General features: G+C 47.8%; 25 protein-coding genes. 21 read left to right on the forward strand and 4 right to left on the reverse strand.

Going from position 1 to position 23,938, the window contains the following annotated elements; translation table 11 throughout:
• Window positions 1-15: 15 nt before the first annotated feature.
• The 3 genes from aroB to ACYVIC_RS10010 are packed head-to-tail and all read left to right on the forward strand — an operon-like array spanning window position 16 to window position 3,305.
• Window positions 16-1,086 carry a 3-dehydroquinate synthase gene (gene aroB, locus ACYVIC_RS10000; RefSeq protein WP_460859537.1) on the forward strand — a complete coding sequence of 357 codons (1,071 nt, stop codon included), beginning with the start codon at window positions 16-18 and terminating at the stop codon, window positions 1,084-1,086.
• Entirely contained in the window at window positions 1,073-2,425 is a 1,353-nt protein-coding gene (locus tag ACYVIC_RS10005; protein WP_460859539.1) for an AAA family ATPase, read from the forward strand. Before aroB ends, ACYVIC_RS10005 begins: the two co-directional genes overlap by 14 nt.
• Window positions 2,426-2,429: 4 nt before the next feature.
• Complete coding sequence (locus ACYVIC_RS10010; protein WP_460859541.1) at window positions 2,430-3,305, forward strand: Dam family site-specific DNA-(adenine-N6)-methyltransferase; 876 nt, start codon at window positions 2,430-2,432, stop codon at window positions 3,303-3,305.
• Here the strand turns inward: ACYVIC_RS10010 and ACYVIC_RS10015 are convergent.
• The 3 genes from ACYVIC_RS10015 to ACYVIC_RS10025 all read right to left on the reverse strand — a co-directional run bounded on the left by ACYVIC_RS10015 (window position 3,250) and on the right by ACYVIC_RS10025 (window position 4,511).
• The gene (locus ACYVIC_RS10015; protein WP_460859542.1) at window positions 3,250-3,441 is read right to left on the reverse strand and encodes a DUF2970 domain-containing protein; all 192 of its coding nucleotides are present in this window, start codon (window positions 3,439-3,441) and stop codon (window positions 3,250-3,252) included. The genes ACYVIC_RS10010 and ACYVIC_RS10015 overlap by 56 nt on opposite strands.
• Window positions 3,442-3,449: 8 nt before the next feature.
• Entirely contained in the window at window positions 3,450-3,698 is a 249-nt protein-coding gene (locus tag ACYVIC_RS10020; RefSeq protein WP_460859544.1) for a hypothetical protein, read from the reverse strand.
• A gap of 135 nt (window positions 3,699-3,833) precedes the next feature.
• Entirely contained in the window at window positions 3,834-4,511 is a 678-nt protein-coding gene (locus tag ACYVIC_RS10025; RefSeq protein ID WP_460859545.1) for a TorF family putative porin, read from the reverse strand.
• Window positions 4,512-4,740: 229 nt separating this feature from the next.
• Here ACYVIC_RS10025 and rpe point away from each other — a divergent pair, with 229 nt between their 5' ends.
• The 17 genes from rpe to ACYVIC_RS10110 all read left to right on the forward strand — a co-directional run bounded on the left by rpe (window position 4,741) and on the right by ACYVIC_RS10110 (window position 20,639).
• Window positions 4,741-5,424, forward strand: coding sequence for a ribulose-phosphate 3-epimerase (gene rpe / locus ACYVIC_RS10030; RefSeq protein ID WP_460859547.1), 684 nt, complete (start codon window positions 4,741-4,743; stop codon window positions 5,422-5,424).
• 48 nt (window positions 5,425-5,472) lie between these two features.
• Window positions 5,473-6,477 carry a tryptophan--tRNA ligase gene (trpS, locus tag ACYVIC_RS10035; RefSeq protein ID WP_460859549.1) on the forward strand — a complete coding sequence of 335 codons (1,005 nt, stop codon included), beginning with the start codon at window positions 5,473-5,475 and terminating at the stop codon, window positions 6,475-6,477.
• A gap of 17 nt (window positions 6,478-6,494) precedes the next feature.
• Window positions 6,495-7,082: an anthranilate synthase component II gene (locus tag ACYVIC_RS10040; protein WP_460859550.1), complete on the forward strand. Its 588-nt coding sequence runs from the start codon at window positions 6,495-6,497 to the stop codon at window positions 7,080-7,082.
• 74 nt (window positions 7,083-7,156) lie between these two features.
• A complete protein-coding gene (locus ACYVIC_RS10045) occupies window positions 7,157-8,287 on the forward strand; it encodes an HDOD domain-containing protein (RefSeq protein WP_460859552.1) in 1,131 nt (376 codons plus the stop codon).
• Window positions 8,288-8,590: 303 nt separating this feature from the next.
• The gene (locus ACYVIC_RS10050) at window positions 8,591-9,808 is read left to right on the forward strand and encodes an aspartate aminotransferase family protein (protein WP_460859554.1); all 1,218 of its coding nucleotides are present in this window, start codon (window positions 8,591-8,593) and stop codon (window positions 9,806-9,808) included.
• Between the two features lie 92 nt (window positions 9,809-9,900).
• Entirely contained in the window at window positions 9,901-10,917 is a 1,017-nt protein-coding gene (astA, locus tag ACYVIC_RS10055; protein WP_460859556.1) for an arginine N-succinyltransferase, read from the forward strand.
• Between the two features lie 12 nt (window positions 10,918-10,929).
• The gene (gene astD, locus ACYVIC_RS10060) at window positions 10,930-12,399 is read left to right on the forward strand and encodes a succinylglutamate-semialdehyde dehydrogenase (RefSeq protein WP_460859558.1); all 1,470 of its coding nucleotides are present in this window, start codon (window positions 10,930-10,932) and stop codon (window positions 12,397-12,399) included.
• A gap of 117 nt (window positions 12,400-12,516) precedes the next feature.
• Window positions 12,517-12,864, forward strand: coding sequence for a DUF3802 family protein (locus tag ACYVIC_RS10065; RefSeq protein ID WP_460859560.1), 348 nt, complete (start codon window positions 12,517-12,519; stop codon window positions 12,862-12,864).
• 83 nt (window positions 12,865-12,947) lie between these two features.
• Entirely contained in the window at window positions 12,948-13,373 is a 426-nt protein-coding gene (locus ACYVIC_RS10070; protein ID WP_460859562.1) for an OsmC family protein, read from the forward strand.
• Window positions 13,374-13,425: 52 nt separating this feature from the next.
• The gene (gene speD, locus ACYVIC_RS10075) at window positions 13,426-14,232 is read left to right on the forward strand and encodes an adenosylmethionine decarboxylase (protein ID WP_460859563.1); all 807 of its coding nucleotides are present in this window, start codon (window positions 13,426-13,428) and stop codon (window positions 14,230-14,232) included.
• Window positions 14,233-15,231, forward strand: coding sequence for a tRNA dihydrouridine(20/20a) synthase DusA (gene dusA, locus ACYVIC_RS10080; RefSeq protein ID WP_460859565.1), 999 nt, complete (start codon window positions 14,233-14,235; stop codon window positions 15,229-15,231).
• Window positions 15,232-15,403: 172 nt separating this feature from the next.
• On the forward strand, window positions 15,404-15,664 hold the full coding sequence (locus ACYVIC_RS10085; RefSeq protein ID WP_460859566.1) for a hypothetical protein: 261 nt from the start codon (window positions 15,404-15,406) through the stop codon (window positions 15,662-15,664).
• Between the two features lie 235 nt (window positions 15,665-15,899).
• The gene (locus tag ACYVIC_RS10090; protein ID WP_460859568.1) at window positions 15,900-16,097 is read left to right on the forward strand and encodes a PspC domain-containing protein; all 198 of its coding nucleotides are present in this window, start codon (window positions 15,900-15,902) and stop codon (window positions 16,095-16,097) included.
• A gap of 92 nt (window positions 16,098-16,189) precedes the next feature.
• Complete coding sequence (locus ACYVIC_RS10095; protein WP_460859570.1) at window positions 16,190-16,615, forward strand: copper chaperone PCu(A)C; 426 nt, start codon at window positions 16,190-16,192, stop codon at window positions 16,613-16,615.
• 9 nt (window positions 16,616-16,624) lie between these two features.
• Window positions 16,625-17,602 carry a DUF2333 family protein gene (locus tag ACYVIC_RS10100; RefSeq protein ID WP_460859572.1) on the forward strand — a complete coding sequence of 326 codons (978 nt, stop codon included), beginning with the start codon at window positions 16,625-16,627 and terminating at the stop codon, window positions 17,600-17,602.
• An 8-nt stretch (window positions 17,603-17,610) separates the two neighbouring features.
• The gene (locus ACYVIC_RS10105) at window positions 17,611-18,369 is read left to right on the forward strand and encodes a TIGR04219 family outer membrane beta-barrel protein (protein ID WP_460859573.1); all 759 of its coding nucleotides are present in this window, start codon (window positions 17,611-17,613) and stop codon (window positions 18,367-18,369) included.
• A gap of 167 nt (window positions 18,370-18,536) precedes the next feature.
• A complete protein-coding gene (locus ACYVIC_RS10110) occupies window positions 18,537-20,639 on the forward strand; it encodes a response regulator (RefSeq protein WP_460859574.1) in 2,103 nt (700 codons plus the stop codon).
• On the opposite strand, the gene ACYVIC_RS10115 is transcribed toward ACYVIC_RS10110, so the two are convergent.
• The gene (locus ACYVIC_RS10115; protein ID WP_460859576.1) at window positions 20,607-21,500 is read right to left on the reverse strand and encodes a TIGR03899 family protein; all 894 of its coding nucleotides are present in this window, start codon (window positions 21,498-21,500) and stop codon (window positions 20,607-20,609) included. The two genes, ACYVIC_RS10110 and ACYVIC_RS10115, sit on opposite strands and share 33 nt — an antisense overlap.
• A gap of 165 nt (window positions 21,501-21,665) precedes the next feature.
• On the opposite strand from ACYVIC_RS10115, the gene ACYVIC_RS10120 reads away from it, so the two are divergent.
• Window positions 21,666-23,903 carry a bifunctional diguanylate cyclase/phosphodiesterase gene (locus tag ACYVIC_RS10120; RefSeq protein ID WP_460859578.1) on the forward strand — a complete coding sequence of 746 codons (2,238 nt, stop codon included), beginning with the start codon at window positions 21,666-21,668 and terminating at the stop codon, window positions 23,901-23,903.
• Window positions 23,904-23,938 lie beyond the last annotated feature (35 nt).

Genomic DNA, 23,938 nt, shown 5'->3' on the forward strand with positions numbered 1-23,938 from the left:
TTACAAGGAGCTGCTATGCAAAAAGTTGATGTGCAACTTGGCGACCGCAGCTACCTTATCTGTATCGACGACAAGTTCAGTTTGCCTGAACCGCGTTTGGCAACTGCAAGACAAGTCGTTGTTATATCTAACCCCACTGTTGCCCCTCTGTATTTACAACAGGTTACTGCGCTGTTTGCCCATGCTGATGTAAAACATTTTTTAGTGCCCGACGGCGAAGCTTTTAAAACTCTGCAATCATTTGAAATGGTGCTGAGCTTTTTGCTGGAGCAAAAGATGTCGCGTGACCTGGTGTTGGTTGCGTTAGGTGGCGGCGTTATTGGTGACCTAACCGGCTTTGTTGCTGCCTGCTATCAACGTGGCATAAGCTTTGTGCAGGTTCCGACGACGTTATTGTCACAGGTTGATTCATCAGTTGGCGGTAAAACAGCCGTTAATCATCCACTTGGCAAGAATATGATTGGTGCTTTTAAACAGCCAGCTCAGGTTCTGATAAACACCAGTGTGCTGCAATCTTTGCCACAGCGAGAGTTTGCCGCCGGCATGGCAGAAGTGATTAAGTATGCACTTATTGCCGACAAGGCTTTCTTTGACTGGTTAGTGCAGCATAGACAAGCCATTCTTGACCAGCAGCCCGAGACACTGGCGACAATGATCCAACACTGCTGTCAGATGAAAGCTGATATTGTCAGCCGGGATGAAACAGAGCAAGGTGAGCGTGCTTTGCTTAATCTTGGCCACACTTTTGGCCATGCAATTGAGGCGTGGTTGGGTTATGGAGTTTGGTTACATGGCGAAGCGGTGGCAGCCGGGATGGTAATGGCTAGCCAACTTGCGGTGGCCCGCGGGCATCTGCAACTGCAAGATTTGCAACAAATTAAAGCCTTACTCAACGCATTTGCTTTACCAACGGCAGCGCCGGCAGATATGAGAATTGCTGACTTTATGCCGTTTATGCAGACAGATAAGAAAGTAAAGCACGGTAAGATGCGGTTTATCCTGCCAGTTGGTTTTTGCCTGACAGCAATAGCTGATGACGTAACTGAAGCAGAACTTTATGAGGTATTTGCCGATGGACACAACTGAGCTGCAAACAAAACTCTCACAACTAACGCAGTTATTACCGTCTCAGCGTGAGTGCCTGGATAGGTTGCTGTTTCAACTGACATTTAATCAGCATAAGAGCATTCGTATAGTCGGCTCTACCGGTAGCGGTAAGTCTGTAATGGCGCTGGCAATTGCAGAGTTGTTTTCTGATCGCTTTAATGTGGCTATGCTCGATAGCAAAACACAAGACACCGATGTTAGTACACCATTGATGAGGCAATGGTTTAACCGCGGCGCCGAGCCGGACATGTCTTTATCAGCTCAGCTGAGCAGCGCTGTCTCGGTGTTACCGTTGTTATTAATTATTGATGATGCTGACCACCTGCCACCAACCGTATTACAACAGTTACAGGAATTAGACTGTTTGATGTTTTGCTTCGCCAGCGAAGAAGGCGAACATGACGACATCACGCTACTGTTGAATAAAGTTACCACTGAAGATGCGACCCAGTTGTTGCACACGCAAAAACTAAACGAGCTGGAAATTGCTCAGCGGTTGGCGCAAGCCGACGGGAATATTCATCTGTTGCTGCGTTCAGCCGCTGATAGCACTGTCACGCCAGAAGCAACAGAAAACGTTTCTGCTGTTCAAGGTTATCGCTCCTGGATTTATACGGCGGCAGCGCTGCTATTGCTGTGTCTGTTGTGGTGGTTTTTCTCCCGCCCGGATAGCGCCGGGGTAGAGCCGCGCGTTGCTACTGATATAAAGGTTGCGCAGCCAAACGCGGTTGAAACTAAGCAGCTGTTCACTAATATGCCGTCAACTGTACCAGATGAAGTGGTTACCCCAACCCAATCTGATGCTGTGCTAGCCGACGCAGCATTGCAAAGTCAGGTAAGTGCAAATGATGTAAGCCGCAACGATACCACAGTTATCACCGATACTGCAGAGGCATTTGAAGATGCCTCATCGGCGACAGCGGCCGAAGCTGATGCTGTTGATGTCAGGGACAGTGCGCAACGGCAACGTATCGCTGAGCCGCAGATGCAATATGTATATGATGAAGCAACATTGTTGGCAATGGATAGGCAGGCTTATGCCTTACAGTTAGCGGTGTTGTCCAGTGATGCTGCTTATTTGCGATTTAAGCAAGCTTACCCTGAGTTACCGGTGCTAGCGTACTCCCGAAGTTGGCAAGGGCAAAAACAGCTTGTATTACTATTGGCAGCGTTTAGTGATAAAACCACTGCCAAAGCACAGATAGCGATATTGCCGGGCGCAATTTCGGCGACTGGGCCTTTTATCAAGTCACTGCAGGCCGTGCAGAACGAGATCAAAGTACGGCAAACTGATCATTCCGCGTCACAAACGGAATAACGCGGTGATAAATAGAGCTCAGAAAAGCCGGGCATTTTTAAAATGGGCTGGTGGGAAGTACAATCTTGTTGATGCAATAAGTCAGCATTTACCTGATGCAGCGCGTCTGATAGAGCCTTTTGTAGGTGCCGGTTCGGTTTTTTTGAATACAGATTTTCCGGCTTATCAGCTGAATGATATCAACGCTGACTTAATTAACCTTTATCAGTTGTTGCAGACTGAGCATCAGCGGTTTATTACCGATGCCAAAATATTCTTCACCGCACGGACTAATCAACGTGATAGCTATATTAGCTTGCGTCAGCAATTTAATTTAAGTGTTGATGCGTATGAAAGGGCGTTATTATTTTTGTATCTTAACCGACATGGTTATAATGGCCTGTGTCGCTATAATCTATCCGGTAAATTTAATGTGCCGTTTGGTAGTTATAAAAAACCGTATTTTCCTGAGGCTGAATTACATTTTTTTGCCGAAAAAGCACAGCGTGCCACTTTTACATGTCACAGTTATCAGCAAGTGATGCAAGCGGCAGCGTCAGATGCGGTAATTTACTGCGATCCGCCTTATGTACCGCTGAGCAAAACTGCCAGTTTTACCAGTTATGCCCGACAGGGTTTTGATTTAGATGATCAGGCGCAGTTGGCAAATCTTGCTGAGCAAGCACAGCAGCGGGGTATTGCTGTAGTTATCAGTAATCACGATACGACCTGGACGCGTAAAATCTACCAGCAAGCAGAGTTGTATAGTTTGCAGGTTGGGCGCTCTATTAGCCAAAAAGGAACCAGTCGCGGTAAAGTTGCTGAATTGTTTGCGGTGTATCAGCCTAAGCCAATACCCAAAACACAATCAGTAGCAGTGTTAAAACAAAAAACAGCGTAAAAATAACTCCGGCAATGATAAAAGGCAGCGGGCTGCTGGCAGAGAAATCGCGTTGTCGTTGCTGTTCAGACTGAACACCTATCATAGCGCCGGCAACGGCTTTGATTATCTGCAATATTGAAGGACGTTGTGCCATTTTAAGCGTTATTTAGCCGGGCTCAAACGATTTAACAACTCCAGTAAATCGACAAAATGAAACTGAGTAGAGCGGCTCTCGCCACGGATCCAACTAAACCAACTTTGCTGTTCTCCGGGTATACATTGAGCGGTAGCCTGTGTTTCCAGGTACTGACAGGATACATCTGCTGGCATAAAATAGGTCGCAAATAATAATGCGCTAGTGAATACACCTGCACTAAGAAAGATATTTTTATAACCGCTGGTAAGTTTCATGTTAATTCCATTTGTCTGATCCAGACTATGTCGATAATAAAACATCCAGCGACAGGATACAAGCTGCTTATTTATTGTGCAGCTTTACAGGTGGAAACAGTCAGGCTGCAGCCGCCGTACTGCAGCCTGGCGTTATCAGAAGCTTTTTGACACTGACAGAATTACCCGGCTATCTGCCAGATAAGAGCCATCAATATCAGTATCGACGTACGCTAAGCTGACACCGGCCCCCAGCACTTCTGTGCTCAAACCAAGGCTCCAGTCCATATAGCTTGCACTGCTGTCATCATACTCATTTTGACCCAGCTGCAAATCTAAACTGATCGTGTCTGTTATCGCGTAAGAATAACTGGCATAAAGATAGATAAAATTGCCACTGTTAGCATAATAATCATCACTGTATGCCAAACCAAACGTCAGATCTTTATAAGATAGAGATCCGTAAAGCTCCCAAAAGTTTGAGCCATCGATTTCCGCATTGGGGTAGCCGTAGCGCATGATACCGACATCTGCCGACCAATCGTCACTGATGTCGCCGCTCCAGCCCAGCATAACATCAAGCTCCAGCGTGCCTTCTGCCAGAAAATCTACGTTAGAGCCCCATACAGATACATAAAAACCAGACTCCGCACTCAGTGTCAGCCCCCCTTGTAGTGCGGGCGCCTCTTCTGTTTGTGAGATACCGCGAAAAGCGTAGTCTGAGGTAAACGTTATGTCTCCGCTTAACTCGGCTGCCGCCGCCTTGCCTGCTGTTGCAGCTAAACCAACTAAGATTAAGCCTGTTGCCAAAATGGTGCGACGTATATTTTGCATGTTTTCTGCCCTTTTTTATGTTCCCTGACTTTAGCTTTCCAAGATACGTGCCATAACAAATTATCTTTTAGTATCAATGTAATAGGCCTTTAAGATTTTCTTACCTGTCGCGGGCTGAACTCTATTGGTGCGTAACTGCCTGTTTTTTGTGCGCCCAACAGGCCATGATGCAGTGCATTTGCTGATAATATTCAGTAAAGTCACGCTTTTGCCGTAACAGGACAATAATATGCAACCCTACTTAATAGCGCCGTCGATACTGTCCGCTGATTTCGCCCGCCTTGGTGATGACGTTGCGGCGGTATTAAAGGCTGGTGCCGATGTGGTGCACTTTGACGTGATGGATAACCACTATGTGCCCAATCTGACGATGGGCCCCATGGTGTGTAAGGCATTACGGAGCTATGGCATTGAAGCCCCGATAGATGTGCATTTGATGGTAGAGCCGGTAGATGCGCTGGTGCCGCAATTTGCTGACGCTGGTGCCAGTATTATTACTTTTCATCCGGAAGCGTCACGGCACATCGACCGCACTTTGCAGTTGATAAAAAGCCACGGATGTCAGGCTGGCTTGGTATTTAACCCGGCAACCCCGCTTAGTTACCTTGATTATGTGCTGGACAAAGTAGACGTTATTTTACTGATGTCAGTTAACCCCGGTTTTGGCGGGCAAAAATTTATTCCGGCAACCTTAGATAAGCTGGCCGCAGCACGGCAGCTAATTAACCAGAGTGGCCGGTCGATTAGGTTGGAGATAGACGGTGGTGTCACTGTAGATAACATCGCTGAGATTGCAGATGCTGGTGCCGACATGTTTGTCGCCGGTTCCGCTATCTTTAACAGCCCTGATTATGCGCAAACTATTGCAAAGATGCGCGAGCAGCTTGCATCGGTGTCGCGCCACGTTAAATAAACAGTATAATAGCCCCCATTTTACGACAGACACAGGATTGAACAGAGCATGAGCAGTAAACCCATAGTACTCAGTGGCGCTCAGCCATCAGGACAGCTGACCATCGGTAATTATCTGGGAGCCCTGCGCCAGTGGGATAGAATGCAAGATGACTATGATTGTCTGTACTGTATTGTCGACTTACACGCGATAACGGTGCGTCAGGAACCCGCCGCATTGCGCAGTGCGTCGCTAGATAGTCTGGCATTGTATTTAGCTTGCGGTATCGACCCTAAGCGCTCTGCGGTGTTTATGCAATCACATGTGCCTGAGCACAGCCAGCTGGCCTGGGTGCTGAACTGCTATACCCAATTTGGTGAGCTTAGCCGGATGACGCAGTTTAAAGATAAATCCGAGCGGCACAACAACAACGTCAACGCCGGCTTGTTTACTTATCCGGTGCTAATGGCGGCCGATATTTTGTTATATCAGGCCAATCAGATCCCGGTCGGACACGACCAAAAGCAACATTTGGAATTAGCCCGTGATGTTGCGATGCGCTTTAACGCGGCACATGGTGACATTTTTACCGTGCCAGAGCCTTTTATTCCGCCAGTGGCTGCACGGGTGATGAGCTTGCAAGACCCAACCAAGAAAATGTCGAAGTCTGACGACAATCCATGGAACTTTGTTGGCTTGCTCGAAGATCCGAAAATGATCAGCAAAAAATTTAAAAAAGCGATGACCGACTCAGAAGACCCGCCACGGGTGCGTTTTGATATCGACGCTAAACCCGGTGTAGCTAACCTGCTAAGTATTCTAAGCGGCGTAACGGGTAAAGCTATCAGTGCGCTTGAAGCTGAATACGAAGGCAAGATGTATGGCCATCTAAAAGGTGATGTTGCCGATGCGGTTATTACTTTGCTAGAGCCGGTACAGAAAATGTTCAACGAACTGCGTGCAGATTTACCCAGCTTGCAAGCTGTAATGCGCGACGGTGCAGAAAAAGCCCGAGCGCGTGCAGCTGATACGCTGCAAAAGGTCAATGCAGCGGTCGGTTTTGTGCAACCTTAGTTGCGACAGAGCAAACGATGCTGTTACTGATCGACAACTACGATTCGTTTACCTACAACCTGATGCAGTACTTTGCTGCATTGGGCCAGCAGGTTGTGGTGCGGCGGAACGATGATATTAGTCTGACACAAATTTCCGCTTTGGCACCTGACTATCTGGTGATATCGCCGGGGCCAAAATCGCCGGATGATGCGGGGGTCTCGCTACAGGCAATAGAACAGTTTGCCGGTAAACTTCCAATTTTAGGGGTGTGCCTTGGTCACCAGGCGATAGCCCAGGTTTTTGGTGCGAGGGTAGTGCGCGCCAGGCAGGTGATGCACGGCAAAAACTCGTTGGTTCAGCACAATGGCCAGTCGGTGTTTGGCGGTTTGCCGAACCCACTAGATGTTACCCGTTATCATTCATTGGTAGTAGAACGCGACTCGTTACCAAAAGAGCTGGAAGAAACGGCCTGGACAACTAATGCAGATGGTTCCCGTGATGAAGTTATGGGCTTGATGCATAGCAGCGCAGGGCTGCACAGCGTGCAGTTTCATCCAGAGGCTATCTTAAGCCAGCAGGGCAAACAACTGCTGCAAAACTTTTTGCAGCTTGGGCTAAAATAGCGCGCTTGACTGCGTTAGGCTCAGGCCGCAGTATGTTAATGCCAGTCATCAGTTAACAACGGAATGCCATTACAGTGAGTACCGAGTTAAATCAGCAGTCTGAATCTTTAGTACAACGTTTTATTGATCAGATGGTTGGAGTCGATCCGGCACATAAAAGGCTGGGCTACCAAATTCGTACCGGGCAGCTGGCATCTGAACGCACGTTGTTGGATGTTGAAGCTAAGGCACAGCGCTTACGAGCAGCAGGAGCAGAGGCCAAGGCGCAGTTCGCCGAATTTGCCCAGGCGCATCTACACGATGAAGTCGCCGACGAGCTAGTGCGTAAGCTGCACAATATTGATCAGGTTAGTTCAACCTTATTTGACCCAGGCAGTGCATATTACGCCTTGCTGGATGCACTAGGTGGCAAGGTGGTAACAGTGAATAAACTGGATCCGCTGATTAGCCGTGTCAGCTGGTTAGCTGAGGATTTGCTGCGCCTGGTGAATCAGCCGCAGTATCGCAATCGAACGTCTTCCGGTGCGATGGTAAAAGATATTAAAACGGCTTTACGCTATTTGGGTGTAGAGAGCCTGCAATTAATCGTTCCTGTGTATGCCATGCGCCGTATGATACCGCACTCTACCGATCCATTTACTGCGCTGAAAAACAAGCTATGGGATTACTCTCTGGCTGTTGCTATTGCCGCCAGGCGGTTGGCACAAGACAGCGCTGAACACCCGTACAATGCATTTTGCGTAGGGTTGTTTCATACGCTTGGACATGCAGTGGTAACACGTAACTATTTGCGCACTTACCAGCAAGTAAGACAAGTTCAGTTATTGCAAGCCCGCGAGAACCGGGACGTCCAACTAACGGATGCACTGGACAGCTTGCAACCTGATGCCAGTTTTTTGTGTGAAAGTTTGCAGGAGTTCGCTGCTGTGCTAAGTGCAGACATTACCTCACGCTGGCAGTTAGCAACGTTGCCGCTTTGTCAGACCTTAGATCAACTGGCTGAAGGGGTTGGCTATACCGGAAGCAGCCCGCTGGCCAGGCTGGTGCAGCAGGCGCAGGTTTATGTGCAATGGCATGAACTTAAAAGCACACAATTTATCAGCGCCGCTGAAGCAAAAAATTGGTTCAGCAGTGTTCAGCTAAGCGATGATGCGTTGCAAACCTTGTCTCAAACCAATCTAAAACGGTTGGGTGTCGATATCTAGCAAAAAATTTGTGCAATATCCATGCATATCAGTTTCTGTTGGCAGTTGCAGTTATATTGTGTGCCAGCCGTGTGCTGGCTGGCAGCTGCCAGCGGCAGTTTGCTCAACACGGGTTTTGCCGCGCTGCGTAGTTATTCATTTCGGGTGAGAATCTATCTGTAAGCCTTGTTAAATCAGGCTTTTCAGGCTTTCTAACAGCAAGACAACACTGTTTATATCTGTAATAATGCCGATGTAAGTATCTCTGATAAGCCTGCTTGTTTGTGCATTGCAGGTAAAGTGAATATAAAAAAGGAGTGGAACATGACCGGCCTGTTGCAAGTGAATCGTGCGTTGTTTGACGAAGTAATGGTACCCAATTATGCCCCCGCCGGAATTATCCCGGTATCTGGCAAAGGCTCCCGGGTATGGGATCAGCAGGGCCGTGAATACGTCGACTTTGCTGGCGGTATTGCGGTAAGTAGCTTAGGTCATTGTCATCCGGCGTTAGTGAATGCGTTAACGCAGCAAGCCAGCAAACTATGGCATTTAAGCAACGTCATGACCAACGAGCCCGCACTGCGTCTGGCGAAAAAGCTGGTTGATGCTACCTTTGCCGACAAGGTGTATTTTGCCAACTCTGGTGCAGAAGCAAACGAGGCTGCCTTTAAACTTGCCAGGCGTTTTGCATTAGATAAGTTTGGTGCCGATAAAGATCAGATTATTTCTTTTAGTAAAAGCTTTCACGGCCGTACGTTTTTCACTGTGACTGTCGGTGGCCAGGCGGCTTACTCTGATGGCTTTGGCCCTAAACCCGGTGCTGTACTGCATGCGGAATTTAATAACCTCGACAGTGTCAAAGCGTTAATATCTGATAAGACCTGTGCAGTCGTGCTGGAGCCTATCCAGGGCGAAGGCGGCATTATCCCTGCCACTGCCGAATTTATCCGTGGTGTGCGCGAGCTGTGTGATAAGCACAATGCGTTGTTGGTTATGGACGAAGTGCAAACAGGCGTGGGCCGTACCGGCAAACTTTATGCTTATATGCACTATGGTGTCACGCCGGATATTCTTACTACAGCGAAGTCGCTGGGCGGCGGTTTCCCAATTGGCGCTATGTTGACGACAGATGATATTGCCAGCCACCTTAAGGTAGGCACTCATGGCAGCACCTATGGTGGTAATCCACTGGCTTGTGCCGTAGCTGAGGCGGTAATTGATACCATTAATACGCCAGACGTTATGCAGCAGGTGCTGGACAATGAGCAACTGTTTCGTGCCGAACTAGAGCGTATTAATGCTAAATATCAGGTGTTTAGTGAGGTACGAGGCCAAGGTATGTTGCTCGGTGCAGTATTAAATGACAGTTATAAAGGCCGGGCGCGTGATTTCTTCCTGGCAGCAGCTGAGCAGGGTGTGATGGCGTTAGTTGCCGGTGCCGATGTTGTGCGGTTTGCACCGTCGCTGGTGATTACTGCTGACGATATTCATCAGGGCATGCAACGTTTTGAGCAAGCAGTAAAGCAGGTTGTTAACGGGTAAATAGTAAATTTAAGCAGCATCAAGACTGCAAAAATGAAGCGGGGGCCAGCTTGGCCCCAAAAAACGATAAAGCAAACGTGGAGTAAGCGACGATGATGGTGATTCGCCCCATCCGAGCGGATGATTATCCGGCACTGTATGCCATCGCAGTAGAATCAGGCCATGGTTTTACTTCTTTGCCGGTAAATGATGAGCTACTGATGCGTAAAATCAGCCGCTCAGAGCAGTCGTTTGGTAAAACGGTATCAGAGCCCGGAGATGAAGGTTATCTGTTTGTACTTGAAGACAGCCAAACAGGTGAAGTGTGTGGCACCAGTGCATTGGAAGCCGCAGTCGGGTTAGATGACGCCTTTTATCACTACCATCTGGGCAAGGTGGTGCATAGTTCGCGCTCGCTGGGCGTTTATAAAACGGTGGACATTCTGACCTTATGTAATGATTACACCGGCGTTAGCGAGTTATGCACGTTGTTTTTACGAGAAAGTCGCCGTGAAAAACATAATGGCCGCTTGTTATCAAAAATGCGGTTTTTATTTATGGCAGAGTTTGCCGAGCGTTTTGCTGACAGAGTAATCGCCGAAATGCGCGGTATATCGAATGACGATGGCAGCTCGCCATTTTGGCAGTGGTTGCAGGAACATTTTTTCTCACTGGATTTTCCGACCGCAGATTATCTGACCGGCATAGGTCAGAAAGTGTTTATTGCTGAATTGATGCCAAAGTATCCGATTTATGTCAGCCTGCTTAGCAAACAAGCTCAAGCTGTGATTGGTAAGGTGCATGATAAAACCAGGCCAGCACTGGCGCTGCTGCAATCAGAGGGTTTTTCTAACCGTGGTTATGTCGATATATTTGACGCAGGTCCAACGGTAGAAGCCAGGGTAGAGCATATCCGCAGTGTACGCAACAGCCGGCGCTTACAGGTTAAAATTGGCGCAGAAACCAGTGGCCAGCCCTATCTGATTTGTAATACCCGCCTTGCCGATTTTCGCGCCACCTGGCTGGCACTTGATATCAACGAACATGACAACGAGGTAACGTTGAGCGCAGCCGCAGCCGCCGCTTTATTTGTGGGCGCCGGTGACTGGGTCAGGGTTAGTCGTATATAACAGGGGACACTAATGAAACACGCAGAACAGTTTATCAATGGCAGTTGGGTACAGGGTGAGGGCAAGGCCTTCACGTCTTTGGATCCGGCAAAAAACCGTCAAATCTGGCAGGGGCAAGCGGCAACAACAGAGCAGGTTGCATCAGCTGTTAGTGCTGCTCGTGCCGCGCAGTACCACTGGGCCGGCTTGAGTTTTGACGAGCGGGTAGCTGTGGTTAAACGCTTTGCTGAGCAGCTGACTGAGCATAAAGAAGCGATGGCGCAGTCTATTGCTGAAGAAACCGGTAAGGCGTTGTGGGAAGCCCGCACTGAAGTGGCGGCAATGATTGGTAAAATTGATATTTCAGTACGGGCCTATCAGGAACGTACCGGCAGCAAAGAAAACCCCATGCCGCAAGGCCGGGCTTTTATCCGGCACAAACCGCATGGTGTGGTTGCGGTATTTGGCCCTTATAACTTCCCCGGCCATTTGCCGAACGGCCATATTGTTCCGGCCTTATTGGCAGGCAATGCTGTAATTTTTAAACCGTCAGAGCTGACACCTAAAGTAGCAGAGGATACGTTAAAGCTGTGGCAACAGGCGGGCATTCCCGCTGGCGTATTAAGCTTGCTGCAAGGCGAAGTAGATACCGGAAAAGCCATAGCGGCGCATGAGGGGATTGACGGTATTTTCTTTACCGGTAGCTCGCGCACCGGCCATTATTTGCATCAGCAATTTGCCGGCCGGCCAGATAAAATTTTGGCATTAGAAATGGGCGGCAATAATCCATTAATTGTGCAAGACGTTAGTAATATCGACGCCACAGTGCATGACATTGTGCAATCTGCTTTTATTTCTGCCGGTCAGCGCTGTACCTGTGCCCGTAAGTTGTTCTTGCCGGTAGGCGCTTTGGGTGATGCTATTTTAAGCCGTTTGTTAGATGTTGCAGCAAACATCAAAGTGGGCGTGTATGACGCTGCAGAACAGCCGTTTATGGGCTCGATGATCTCTGTCGCTGCAGCCAAAGGCATGCTGGCGGTGCAGCAGCAGCTGGTTGAGCTGGGCGGCGAAGTGTTACTGCCAATGCGCCATTTAGATGAGAACACCGCATTGGTCACACCAGGCATTGTTGAATGCTCTGCGGTACGCGATTTTCCTGATGATGAACACTTTGGCCCACTGCTAAAGGTATTCCGTTTTACGGACTTTGATCAGGCAATTGATGCAGCTAACAGCACGGCTTTTGGTTTATCTGCCGGCCTTTTAAGCGATAGCGCTGAGTTGTATCAGCATTTCTTCCGTCGTATTCGTGCCGGTATTGTAAACTGGAACCGGCCAATAACCGGCGCCAGCTCGGCAGCGCCTTTTGGTGGTATTGGTGCCAGTGGTAACCATCGTGCCAGTGCGTACTATGCGGCAGATTACTGCGCTTACCCTGTCGCGTCAGTTGAGTTAGAGCAAGTGGTGATGCCAGAGCAGCTGTCGCCAGGTTTGCAATTCTGACGTTGTAAAAAATAAATCGGGTCGGGGCGCAAGCCCCGATTTGTTTTATGCAGGACTTTTTGCTTAAATAACTAAAACTTATTAGTGCTGCATCAGCAATCAGGCGTAAATAAACCTATGGTTACAGATAAACCCGGATATGAGCATTTAATCCAGTTTCTGACCGAACATCTGTCATTGTTTGAACAGCGTAGCGGTGATGAAAACGGTAAAACCATCGGTGAGTTACTTGAAGAGTCGATTGCTGAGCAAATTATTACCTTGTGTACCCAGCATACCGAGTTGGAAATCAACCATCGTAGTATGATTGTTCGTGAAGTAGATGGCATTATGTACGACTTTCACGAAGTCCTTGCCAGCGTATTGGAAAAAAATGCCACTGTGCAACAAGCCGAACTTATCAACGAAATCTCCCTGCTTATCAAGAACCTGTTTGATACAGCTATAGCTGATCTGATGGATTAGCCCTGGTTTTTGCTGCAATTTTGCTAGATACCGCCGACGCTTTTACGTAGAATACACGCCTTATTTTCGATGGGGGCGCGGTAATGCAGGCAAAAGTTAGCTGGCACAACGACAATACCTTTATTGGTACCTCGGGCAGTGGCCACAAAGTGGTGTTCGATGGCAATAAAGACAACAGTAGCGCACCCAGCCCGATGGAAATGGTACTGATGGCTGCAGGGGCCTGTTCTTCAGTTGATGTGGTTAGCATTTTAAAAAAGGCCCGCCAGCAGGTCCTCGATTGTGAAGTGCAACTTAGTGCAGAACGCGCCGATACCGTACCTAAAGTTTTTACCAGCTTACACCTGCACTTTGTCGTTAGCGGTATCAACCTCAGTGAAAAACAGGTAGAGCGGGCAGTGCAACTGTCAGCTGATAAGTATTGTTCAGTGTCTATTATGTTGTCTGGCAGTGTTAAGGTATCTCACTCTTTTAGTGTGAAGGCGGCACAGCTTAATACAACAGCGTAGCAACTGTTATTTAGTGACAACCGGCAAGCGGTTTTTAGCGGAGACAATGTAATTGGTTAAACCATTTGAGAAATTGAAACTACATGGCTTTAATAATCTGACGAAAAGTCTGAGTTTCAGTCTTTATGACATTTGTTATGCCAAAACAGAACAGCACCGGCAAGAGTATATCGAGTACATTGACGAACAGTACAATGCTGATCGCCTAACCGACATTCTGACTGAAGTTACCGACATTATTGGCGCTAATATTCTGAATGTTGCCCGGCAAGATTACGACCCTCAGGGTGCCAGCGTTACTATCCTGGTCAGTGAAGAGCCGGTATTAGTTGATCCGGATAATTCAGAAAATCCGGGGCCACGCCCGGATGCGGTTGTGGCGCATTTAGATAAAAGCCATATTTGTGTGCACACCTATCCGGAAGTGCATCCGCATGATGGCATCTGTACTTTCCGTGCCGATATCGAGGTGTCTACCTGCGGTATTATATCGCCACTGAAAGCACTGAATTTTCTGATCCACAGTTTTGAGTCAGACATTGTGACCGTTGATTACCGGGTGCGTGGCTTTACCCGTGATATTAGCGGCACCAAGCACTATATCGACCATCCGATTACGTCTATTCAGAATTTTATGGACGAAGATACCAAGCGTGCCTTTCAGATGATTGACGTCAATGTGTATCAGGAAAACCTGTTTCATACCAAGATGATGTTAAAAGAGGCAGATTTAAACAACTATCTGTTTGGTATGGGTACCGATTCAATGACTCCGGAAGAGCAAAAAGCCATTAGTAAGAAAGTGTTCCGCGAAATGCGTGAGATTTTCTACGGTCGTAATTTGCCGGATATGAAGTAATTGAAAACCAACGCTGTACTGTCCGGGCATCGGTTCTCAGTCGCACCGATGCTGGACTGGTCTGATAAACATTGCCGCTACTTTCACCGTCTGCTGAGTCAGCATGCGGTGCTGTATACCGAAATGGTCACGACCGGCGCGATTATTTACGGCAGTGGCGATTATCTGGATTTCAATGCAGAAGAGCACCCGGTAGTGTTGCAATTGGGCGGCTCTAACCCGGTGGATATGGCGCATTGCGCTAAACTGGCCGAGCAGCGTGGCTACGATGCAGTTAACATTAATGTCGGTTGCCCGTCAGATAGAGTGCAAAACGGTATGTTTGGCGCTTGCCTGATGGCACAACCTCAGCTGGTAGCAGATTGCATTAAAGCGATGCAGGATGTGGTTGATATTCCGGTAACGGTAAAAACCCGTATTGGTATTGACGACTCCGATGAATACCAGTTTTTGCAGGATTTTGTCGCTGCAGTAGCCGATGCCGGTTGCCAGCAACTGATAGTGCATGCCCGTAAAGCCTGGCTAAAGGGCTTAAGCCCAAAAGAAAACCGCGACATCCCGCCTTTGAACTATCAGCGTGTATATCAATTGAAACAGGATTTCCCGCAGCTGGATATCAGTATCAATGGCGGCATTAAAACGCTGCAGCAAGCGCGTGACCAGCTGCAGTATCTTGATGGCGTAATGGTTGGACGCGAGGCCTACAGTAATCCGTTATTACTCAGTGAAGTGGATGCACTAATCTACGGCAGTGCAGCAGCGCCGCTGACAGCTCATCAGGTGGTACAGCACATGCTGCCTTATATAGAACGGCAAATGCAGCAGGGCGCCCGATTTTGGCATATAGCCCGCCATATGCTGGGGTTGTTTCAGGGCGTGCCCGGCGCGCGGCAATGGCGGCGTTTACTGAGTGAAAAAGGCCACCTGGCGGACGCCACACCAGAATTAATGCTGCAGGCATTGGCGTTGGTACGGCCGTTAGATAAATGCACTAACTAGTTAGTTAAATTCACTATATTTTAGTTTTTTGCAAAAGGCGCTTACCGTTTGTGGTAAGCGCCTTTTTGTTTTTATTATTATTATTCATTAACTTACGTATAATCTCCTGGTTGGCACAGAGCTTGAAATACCTTAGTGGTAGTTAACACTAATTTATTTCAAGGACCAGATAATGAAATCGCTAACTTTACTGACTGCAACCACTTTAATGCTAAGTGCCCTTTACTCTGTCGACAGCAAGGCAGACGAATTCAGCGCCGAACTGCATGCAGCAACAGCACAGCAACTGACAGAGCTGCAACCAGAGATGGTTCAGCAGGCGTATCGTAGCATGCTACAAACGGTTATTGATGTTAAAGCCCGCTTGCAAGCCCAACAGGATGCTTCAACGCTGCTGGCTTCACAAGGGACAACGGTGCAGGTGGCTGAATAAAATGCTGTTTTCAGCGGGCTGGCTATTTGTTATTTATTTGAGTCCGGTACTTAGCTTGATCCCGGCAATGCTGCTGTGGCAGTTATTCACAGCGCTGGGTAGCTTACGTGAGCAACTTTGACAGGTGATGCTATGCATTGGGCCAGTACAGAAATTTTAACTTTTATTATGTTTAGCTGTGTATTACTGCTGGCTAAACGGCGATACAAACTTGAAAAAACGCAGGAGTGTAAAGATGGCAACTTATGATACTGACCGCTGGTACTGTGCCCGCGCCTTTCGCAAAGTGGCAGGTGTTTGTGCCGGCTTTGCCGGTTACTATCAGCAACCACGCTGGCTGATACGTATATTGGCCGTTATATTGTTGCTGATGTTTCCGCTGGCAACGATAGTGGCTTATCTGGTCGCTGCAGCCGTGCTACCTGATCGCTAACATGCTACATCGCCATGGCGGTTTTTGGTTTCAGGCTGTTAAGCGGATAAAACTGGTGTAAGATAAGGCAATAACTTACAAGGAGATACCAGATGCGCGCTTTTATTGCAGCAGTGTTACTGACCGCCTCACACCTTGCTTTTGCAGCAGATATTAGTGTTGAAGATGCGCAAATTCGTCAGCCGATGCCCGGTCGAACAGTTACGGCTGGCTATCTGACACTACACAACCACACTGCTGCTGATCTGCAGCTTGTTGGCGTCAGCAGCACAAGCTTTGGCCGTGCCGAATTACATCAGCATAGTCACCGTGATGGCATGATGCGCATGGAACAGGTTAGTGCTATCACCGTCCCGGCTAAAGGTCAGGTGACTCTGGCTCCCGGTGGTTTGCATCTGATGTTGTTTGAACCGACGGCAGAGCTTGAGGCTGGCCAGTCTGTCGCGCTGACACTGATGTTTGCCGATGGTGGGCAACTAGCCGTTACGGTGCCTGTAGTTGCGATGCCTAAACGTTAAGGAAGGGTTATGTTTAATACAAAACTGATCAGTGCCACGGCATTAGTGTTGGTGCTGCTGATGTACATTACCGGCTGGTGGGTTAGCCGTGAGCCAGCGTTACTGGTAGATGAAATTCAGCAAAGTCAGCAGCAAGTGGCAGGTAAGGCCGTTGTCGGTTACAGCACCACCACTGCACTTATTCGGGTCGGCGAAACCTTGTTAGATAAAAGTGGTGGTTATTTATCCAATGACATTATGCCGCCGTTCAGCCTGTTGGATAATATGCCAGCCTGGGAACTCGGGGCGCTTGAGATGTCGCGTGATCTTGCACTGGCTCTGCGTAAAGATTTAAGTCGCTCTCAGTCACAGTCGACGGAAAACCCTTATCTTAAAGTGGCGCAGCCGATGTTTAATATTGACCATCGCAGTTGGGCCATACCCAGTGCGGAGGCTGAGTATCGCAAAGCCATTGCGCAATTGTACCTTTATCGGCAAGAGCTGCTAGACCCATCACGGCCTGACAGCCAGTTTTATGCCAGAGCTGATAACCTGCGGGATTGGTTAAAAGCCGTCGAAAAACGACTTGGCAGCTATTCTCAGCGCTTAAGCGCCAGTGTCGGTCAGGATAGATTAAATACCGATTTAGCCGGTGATGCTGATGCCAGACAATCAACAGATGCACCCGGTCAACGTTTGGTAAAAACCAGCTGGTGGAAGCTCGATGATGAGTTTTATGAGGCTCGTGGCGCCAGCTGGGCGTTACTACATTTTTTAAAAGCAGTAGAAATTGACTTCGCTGATGTCTTGCAACGTAAAAATGCCATGGTCAGTTTGCGGCAGATCATCCGTGAACTTGAAGCGACACAACAGGCTGTCTGGAGTCCAATGATCCTCAATGGCAGCGGTTTTGGCTTAATGGCTAACCATAGTTTGGTGATGGCTAACTATATTTCACGCGCTAACGCGGCTTTGATCGATCTTTCAGAATTATTAACTCAAGGGTAAAAATGGGCATGAAGAAAACAGCATTGATATTATCGCTGAGCAGTGTGCTGCTGGCAGGCACGGTGCAGGCAGATACTTTGCTTGGCATTTATGTTGGCGCCGATGGCTGGCAGAGCTCGGCAAAAGGCAGTTTTGCCCAGACTGATATGCAGCAGGATTTTAATTTTAAGGATAAAACACAAACATCCTACCATCTGGCGTTAGAGCATCCACTCCCGCTATTGCCGAATATACGTCTGCAGCATAATAAACTAACATCTACCGGCATTACTGACATTAATGCCGGCTTTACGCTAGCTGGAGAAACCTTTGTTATCGCTACTGAGGTGATTAACCAAATTGATCTGAGCAGCACTGATTACGTGCTGTATTACGAACTGTTTGATAACAGTTTGATTAGCCTTGACCTTGGTATTAATGGCAAATATATCAAGGGTGACGTTTTGGTAGTCGAAACCGCTGCTGCTGGTGTATCAGCCCGGCAGAACATTTCGCAGTTAGTGCCTATGTTATATACGTCTGCAGCGCTGGGCTTGCCGCTGACCGGACTTGAGCTTTTTGCCCGGGGTAGCATAGTGTCTTATGATGGTAGTCAGTTGTATGATGCACAAGCCGGTGTAGCATACGCTTTTATGGATAATCTGGCGCTTGATTTGACGCTGAAGCTCGGTTACCGCGCGGTGAATATTCGCCTGGATGATATTGACGATTTGTATGCTGATTTAAAGTTTAACGGCGTTTTTGCCGGCTTGGAAATTCACTTCTGAAAAACAGGCGCAGATTTTTGTACTGCGCCAGCTGTTATTGCGATGTAACGTCCTTGTGACCCTGAACGAATCGTTTTATAGTTGACTCATTCCAGCTTTGTTCAGGTTCCATTTTGCTAAATTCTTTCAGACAGTTAACTGGGCTTTGGTTAGGCGCTGTCATTGTCATGGCATTGCTCACCGGATGTTGGCATTATTTTGACCGGGCAACACAGCAACGTGCACAACTGGAACAATTTGCCAGTACGCTGCAATTGAGCGTAGTGCCGTTGCTACAAAGTCGTGATCAGGCTTTAGTTCAGGCGCAATTAAACCACATGCGCTATGTCAGTGCGCTACCGATAACAGCTCTGGCCGTGTATGACCAGCAGCACCGTCTGATAGCCGGTACGGATGCAGCCGACACACTGCTGGCGTATCGGCCCAATACGGCAGTGACGACTTTTACAATGCAAAGACACGGCTTGCAATGGCTGGTTCAGCAGCCGCTGACCCCAAAACATAGCAGTAAAGCAACAACGCGTAATGAGCTCGAAAGCGCCTATATACTGCTGCTGGTAACGCATGATATGTCTTATACTGACTGGCTGGTGCCGCTAGCTATCGTGCTGTTTATAGGCCTGATGGTATTAAAGACTCTACAAAGTACTTTGCAGCAAGCAGCGTCACGGCAGCACACCGATATTAGTTTGTTAACCCATAAGTTGTCTCAGTTACGCCAGGGACAACAGGGCATCCGTATTGACGATGAGCTGGTGTCCGAGTTTTCTCCGCTGAAACAGGCATTGAACGAGTTTGCGCTGGCGCAAGATACCAATAGCCAGCGTGTAAACGCGGAATTAAACCAATCTAAGTTTTACAGTCAGCAACAAGAGGCTAGCTGTCACGAGTTGCAGCTGCAATTGGATAAATTGCAGCAAGACCACAGGCGGCTGCAGCTGCTGATCCAGCAGCGTCTGACAAATTTGCGTCAACTGTGCCAACATAGTTTGGATATGGATACCGAGCAGTTACAAAGCGCACTAACCGGAATAACAAATTTACTGTTTCTAGAGCACAACATTACATGCTCAGGAACAAAGCCGGTACGATTAACTGAGCTGGTGGCTACGGCAGTAGTTGGTGTACAGCAGTCACTCGTTGCAAAACGGATAGATCTGCAGGTTATTGAAACTGACGGTCTTGCTGAACATCAGGTTGATCTTGCTGAACCACGAATTCATTTGTTGTTGGTTGCGCTGTTGCAGTTAACGGCCAGGGTGTCAGCGGCATCTGAACTGGTGTTGCGGCTGCGATTGTACGGTGACGAGCAAGCAATGCTGCAGATAAGCGTTACATGCAATGGCAACGGTATTCCGGCACGGGTGGTGCAGTTGCTCAATGCTACTGACATCCGACCGCTGCAGTGGCACGAAGCCGATATTGGTTGCATTATCGCTGTGCGCCAGCAATCTGCAGCAACTATGTCGGTGCAGTCATTAGATGGTTTGGGCAGTACTTTGACAATACAGCTACCGGTTACCAAAAAGGAGAGTAGTTTCCGGCAGTTTCAGCATGTGTTGCTGTTTGACGATACTGCTTTACTACCTGAACGTATTCGCAGCCTGAGTGCGGTGGCGCAGAATGTAGTCAGTTGTGCTGATATTTCCGAGCTACAGCGCAAAAGTACGCAGCATCATTATGATCTGACGTTGATTTTTTTACCTGAACCCGCGGAGCTTTTGCAGTGGCAGCAATTATTATCTGCAAGCAAAATACAAGGGCCAGTTTTGTTGTATGCCCGGGCGCCTGAGCAACAGATTTGGCGCGAGGCATTAAACCGGGCAATAGAGCCCAGCGCATTCTGTTTACAACATCTAGCCATGCTAGAAAGCACAACCGCTTTACCACAATTACTGGTTGTAGATGACAATCCAACAAATCTGGCCTTTGTCAAAGTGTTGTTACAATCACAGCCAGTGGATCTGGCTACTGCAGCCTCTGGTCAGGATGCACTGCAACTGTGCCGGCAACAGCGTTTTGATATTATTTTGCTTGATATTCAACTGCCTGATATCAGTGGTATCGATGTTGCCCTCGAACTACGCCAGCTGGCAGGCTATCAACAGGTCCCTATTCTGGCTTTTACTGCTCATGCGCTGGAGCAGGAAGTCGCGACTTTTAAACGCTCAGGCATGAATGATGTGATATTAAAACCACTGGACGCCGGCAAACTGGAGCAAATTATGTATTGGTGTTCACGGGTTAAAGTCAATGACGCCAGCCAGTAGTTGTTTAATTGCCTGCAAATAGGCTTGATTGGGCTGTATACTTAGTAGTGGCAACAACTCGGCGCCGCTGGCGGTATATTTGTAATATTGCAGTACAACATTTTTTCGCACTTTGCCACTGACCAACTGTTGCTGATATTGCCAATGCAGACTGTGGCCTGTGGCCAGTTCACCACTTTCTATTTCCGCGCTATGCAACAAGCCAATATCTGTCAGGCTGAGAATTTGTGGGTAGGATAAACCAAACTGACTGAGGTTAATCACTGCTCTGCCGCGCCCGGTCAGCCATTGCCACAGCGAGGGGCGACGAATATAACCGAAATAAATTCTGCCACTGGGATCCTGCCGGCTGCGACAGCTTAGATTAGCAGCCTGCTGCAGAGCTATGGCTTCTTTGTAGCTCATGCGTTGAAGTGCATGCAGTGTTTTCAGTGAAAACTTACCCGGACTGGCAATCTCGCCAGCCAGAATTTTTGCCCATAATTGCTGCATATTGCCATTTGATACATCCAACACCAACTGACAAAACTGCTGAAACCAGTCGGGGTCTACCTCCTGCGTTGATACCTGCTCTGGGCAGTAGTCCTGTGCCAGTAATATAATGCGCTCTAAATTCAGCTGTTGTCGTTCTTTTTGCATTAACAAACGCCGCTCGGCGCGTTCTGCTACTGTCAGGCTGGTTTGATTAGTGGCTGCACCTGATCTTGCTGCCAATTGTTGATGTTTGTGTGCAAAAGGGCTGGCATCTGTCACATTAGACTCAGCATGGCTAATATCATCTGACCGCACGGCACTACCCAGTTGCATTCTGGCGAGCTGACGTAAGCGTTGTTGACCGGACAGCGGGCTAATTTTTGTCATAGTTCAAACAATGGTGTGGCTTGTACATTGGCACCATCTTGTCACCTGACCTCATCTGGCAGCAAGTACAGTATTGTAATTGTATAAAATAAAATCTGTTATACCTTACTCTAATATGAATTAAGCATGTATATTTAAACGGAATGATCAAGAAAAGGCAGAGCAATGGTGTCAAAGGAAACAGATGAAGATTTTCTGTTTTTAGCAGAAGACGAGCCCGCCGTTGTAGGTGAGGAACACAAGCTGGGTGAATGGCACCTTTTAATCGTCGATGACGATGAAGAAATCCATACTGTTACCAAACTGGCATTGAATGATTTAACCGTGCTGGGCAAGCAACTTGTATTTCACCACGCCTATACTGGCGCACAGGCTATTACTTTTCTACGTCAGCATCCTAACACTGCTTTGGTATTACTTGATGTCGTCATGGAATCAGATGATGCAGGCTTACTGGTAGTTCAGCAAATTCGTGAAGAGCTACACATGGACGAAGTCCGCATTGTACTGCGTACTGGTCAGCCGGGTTATGCGCCGGAAGAAAGTGTTATTAAAGAATATGATATCAACGATTACAAAACCAAAACAGAACTGACGCGCAGTAAACTGGTTACCTCTATAATTGCCTCAATACGTTCGTATCAGCAAATCCGCACTATCAATCAAAGCCGGCGTGGTCTGGAAAAAATTATCAATGCCGGCGCAAATTTACTTGAACAACATTCGTTACATGAATTTTCTGAGGGCGTTGTAACACAGATCTCTTCGTTAATTGGTTTGCATGCAGAAGGTGTGCTTTGTGCTCAAATTGAAGATGATGGCAGTACCAGCGACAATATTTATGTATTGGGTGCTGCCGGGCATTACGCTCCTTACATTAAATGCCAACTCGACCGGCTTGATAATAAACGTATAGTCAGCCAAATTACTAAATGCCTGCACAGCCGACAGCATCTGTTTACTGATCAGGATACGGTGTTGTATTTGGGTAATGATAAACATTGTGCTGCGGTGTATATCGAAACCAACCGGCCAATTGAAGACTTAGATCGGCAGCTTATAGAGGTATTTCTCAGCAATATCTCTATCGGCTATGAAAATGTCACCTTGTTTCAGCAGCTAAAGCACGCCGCCTACATTGATCCGTTAACTAAAACACCAAACCGTAATGAATTCATTCAGATCCTACAAGATACCAAGCGTTACGAGGCACTGCACAGTGTCGCCGTACTGATTGATATTGACCACTTTTCTGATGTAAATGACGGTTTAGGGCAGGATGTGGGTAACGAACTGTTAATCGCAGTGACCTTTCGTCTGATCCAACAATTTGGTGCTTGCGCTCAGCTTGGGCGTATCGGCGCAGATGTGTTTGGTCTGGTTGGGCCTGAGCATGAGCTAACGCCTGAGCGTCTGCAGGACGTATTTACCGAACCTTTCCATGCCTCCGAACATGCGTTGCAAGTTAATGCGACTTTTGGTTTGTGTCGGTTAACCGACACGGCAGAGCAGGGACTTACCATATTAAAGCATGTTTATATTGCTCTTAATAAAGCAAAGAAACATTACGGCCAAAATTATCAGTATTATCAAGCTGATATGGAAGATGAAATGGCTGAGCGTCTGGCCATGTTGCGAATGTTGCGGCAGGATTTTGCTCAGGGGCAGCTTCAGTTGTGGTACCAGCCACAGATTTCGTTGCAGACAAAACAAGTGGTTGGCATGGAAGCCTTATTGCGCTGGCCACAGGGTAATGGCCAGTATGTGTCACCGGCAATTTTTATCCCACTTGCGGAATATTCAGGCCTGATAGTTGAAATTGGTAGCTGGGTGCTGGATCAAGCCTGTTTGCAAATTAAGCAGTTGGAAAAACAAGGTTTTAACGGCTTGCGGATTGCAGTCAATGTGTCAATGCCACAGTTTCGTAATCAGGGATTCGTGCAGTCTGTTATCGACTGTGTTAGCCGTCATCAAATCAAGCCTGAGTTGCTTGAGCTGGAGATAACCGAGTCGGTGGTCATGGATGAGCCGAAAATAGTGATTGAAGCGCTGCAAAAGCTGAAGAGTTTTGGTATCAAGGTGGCTATTGATGACTTTGGTATTGGCTTCTCGTCGTTAAGCTACTTACAACAGCTGCCGTTGGATAGAATAAAAGTTGATCGTGCTTTTATTCGTGATATCGACCAGGCTGCCGGCGAGGTGATTGCTGAAACCATTATTAGCCTGGGCAAACGGCTTAATCTGTCTACCATAGCCGAAGGGGTTGAAACAGCGGCACAGGAAAAGGCTATTCTGGCGATGGGTTGTGATGAAGTGCAGGGCTTTATGTACGCTAAACCTATGCCGCCAGCAGATTTGCTGCAGTATCTGCAGCAATCAGTTGCTAAAGCAGGGCAGGAGTAAGCTTGCCTATATTCAACGTTTTGTCAGTATCTGAT

The organism is Rheinheimera gaetbuli, from assembly GCF_054781935.1.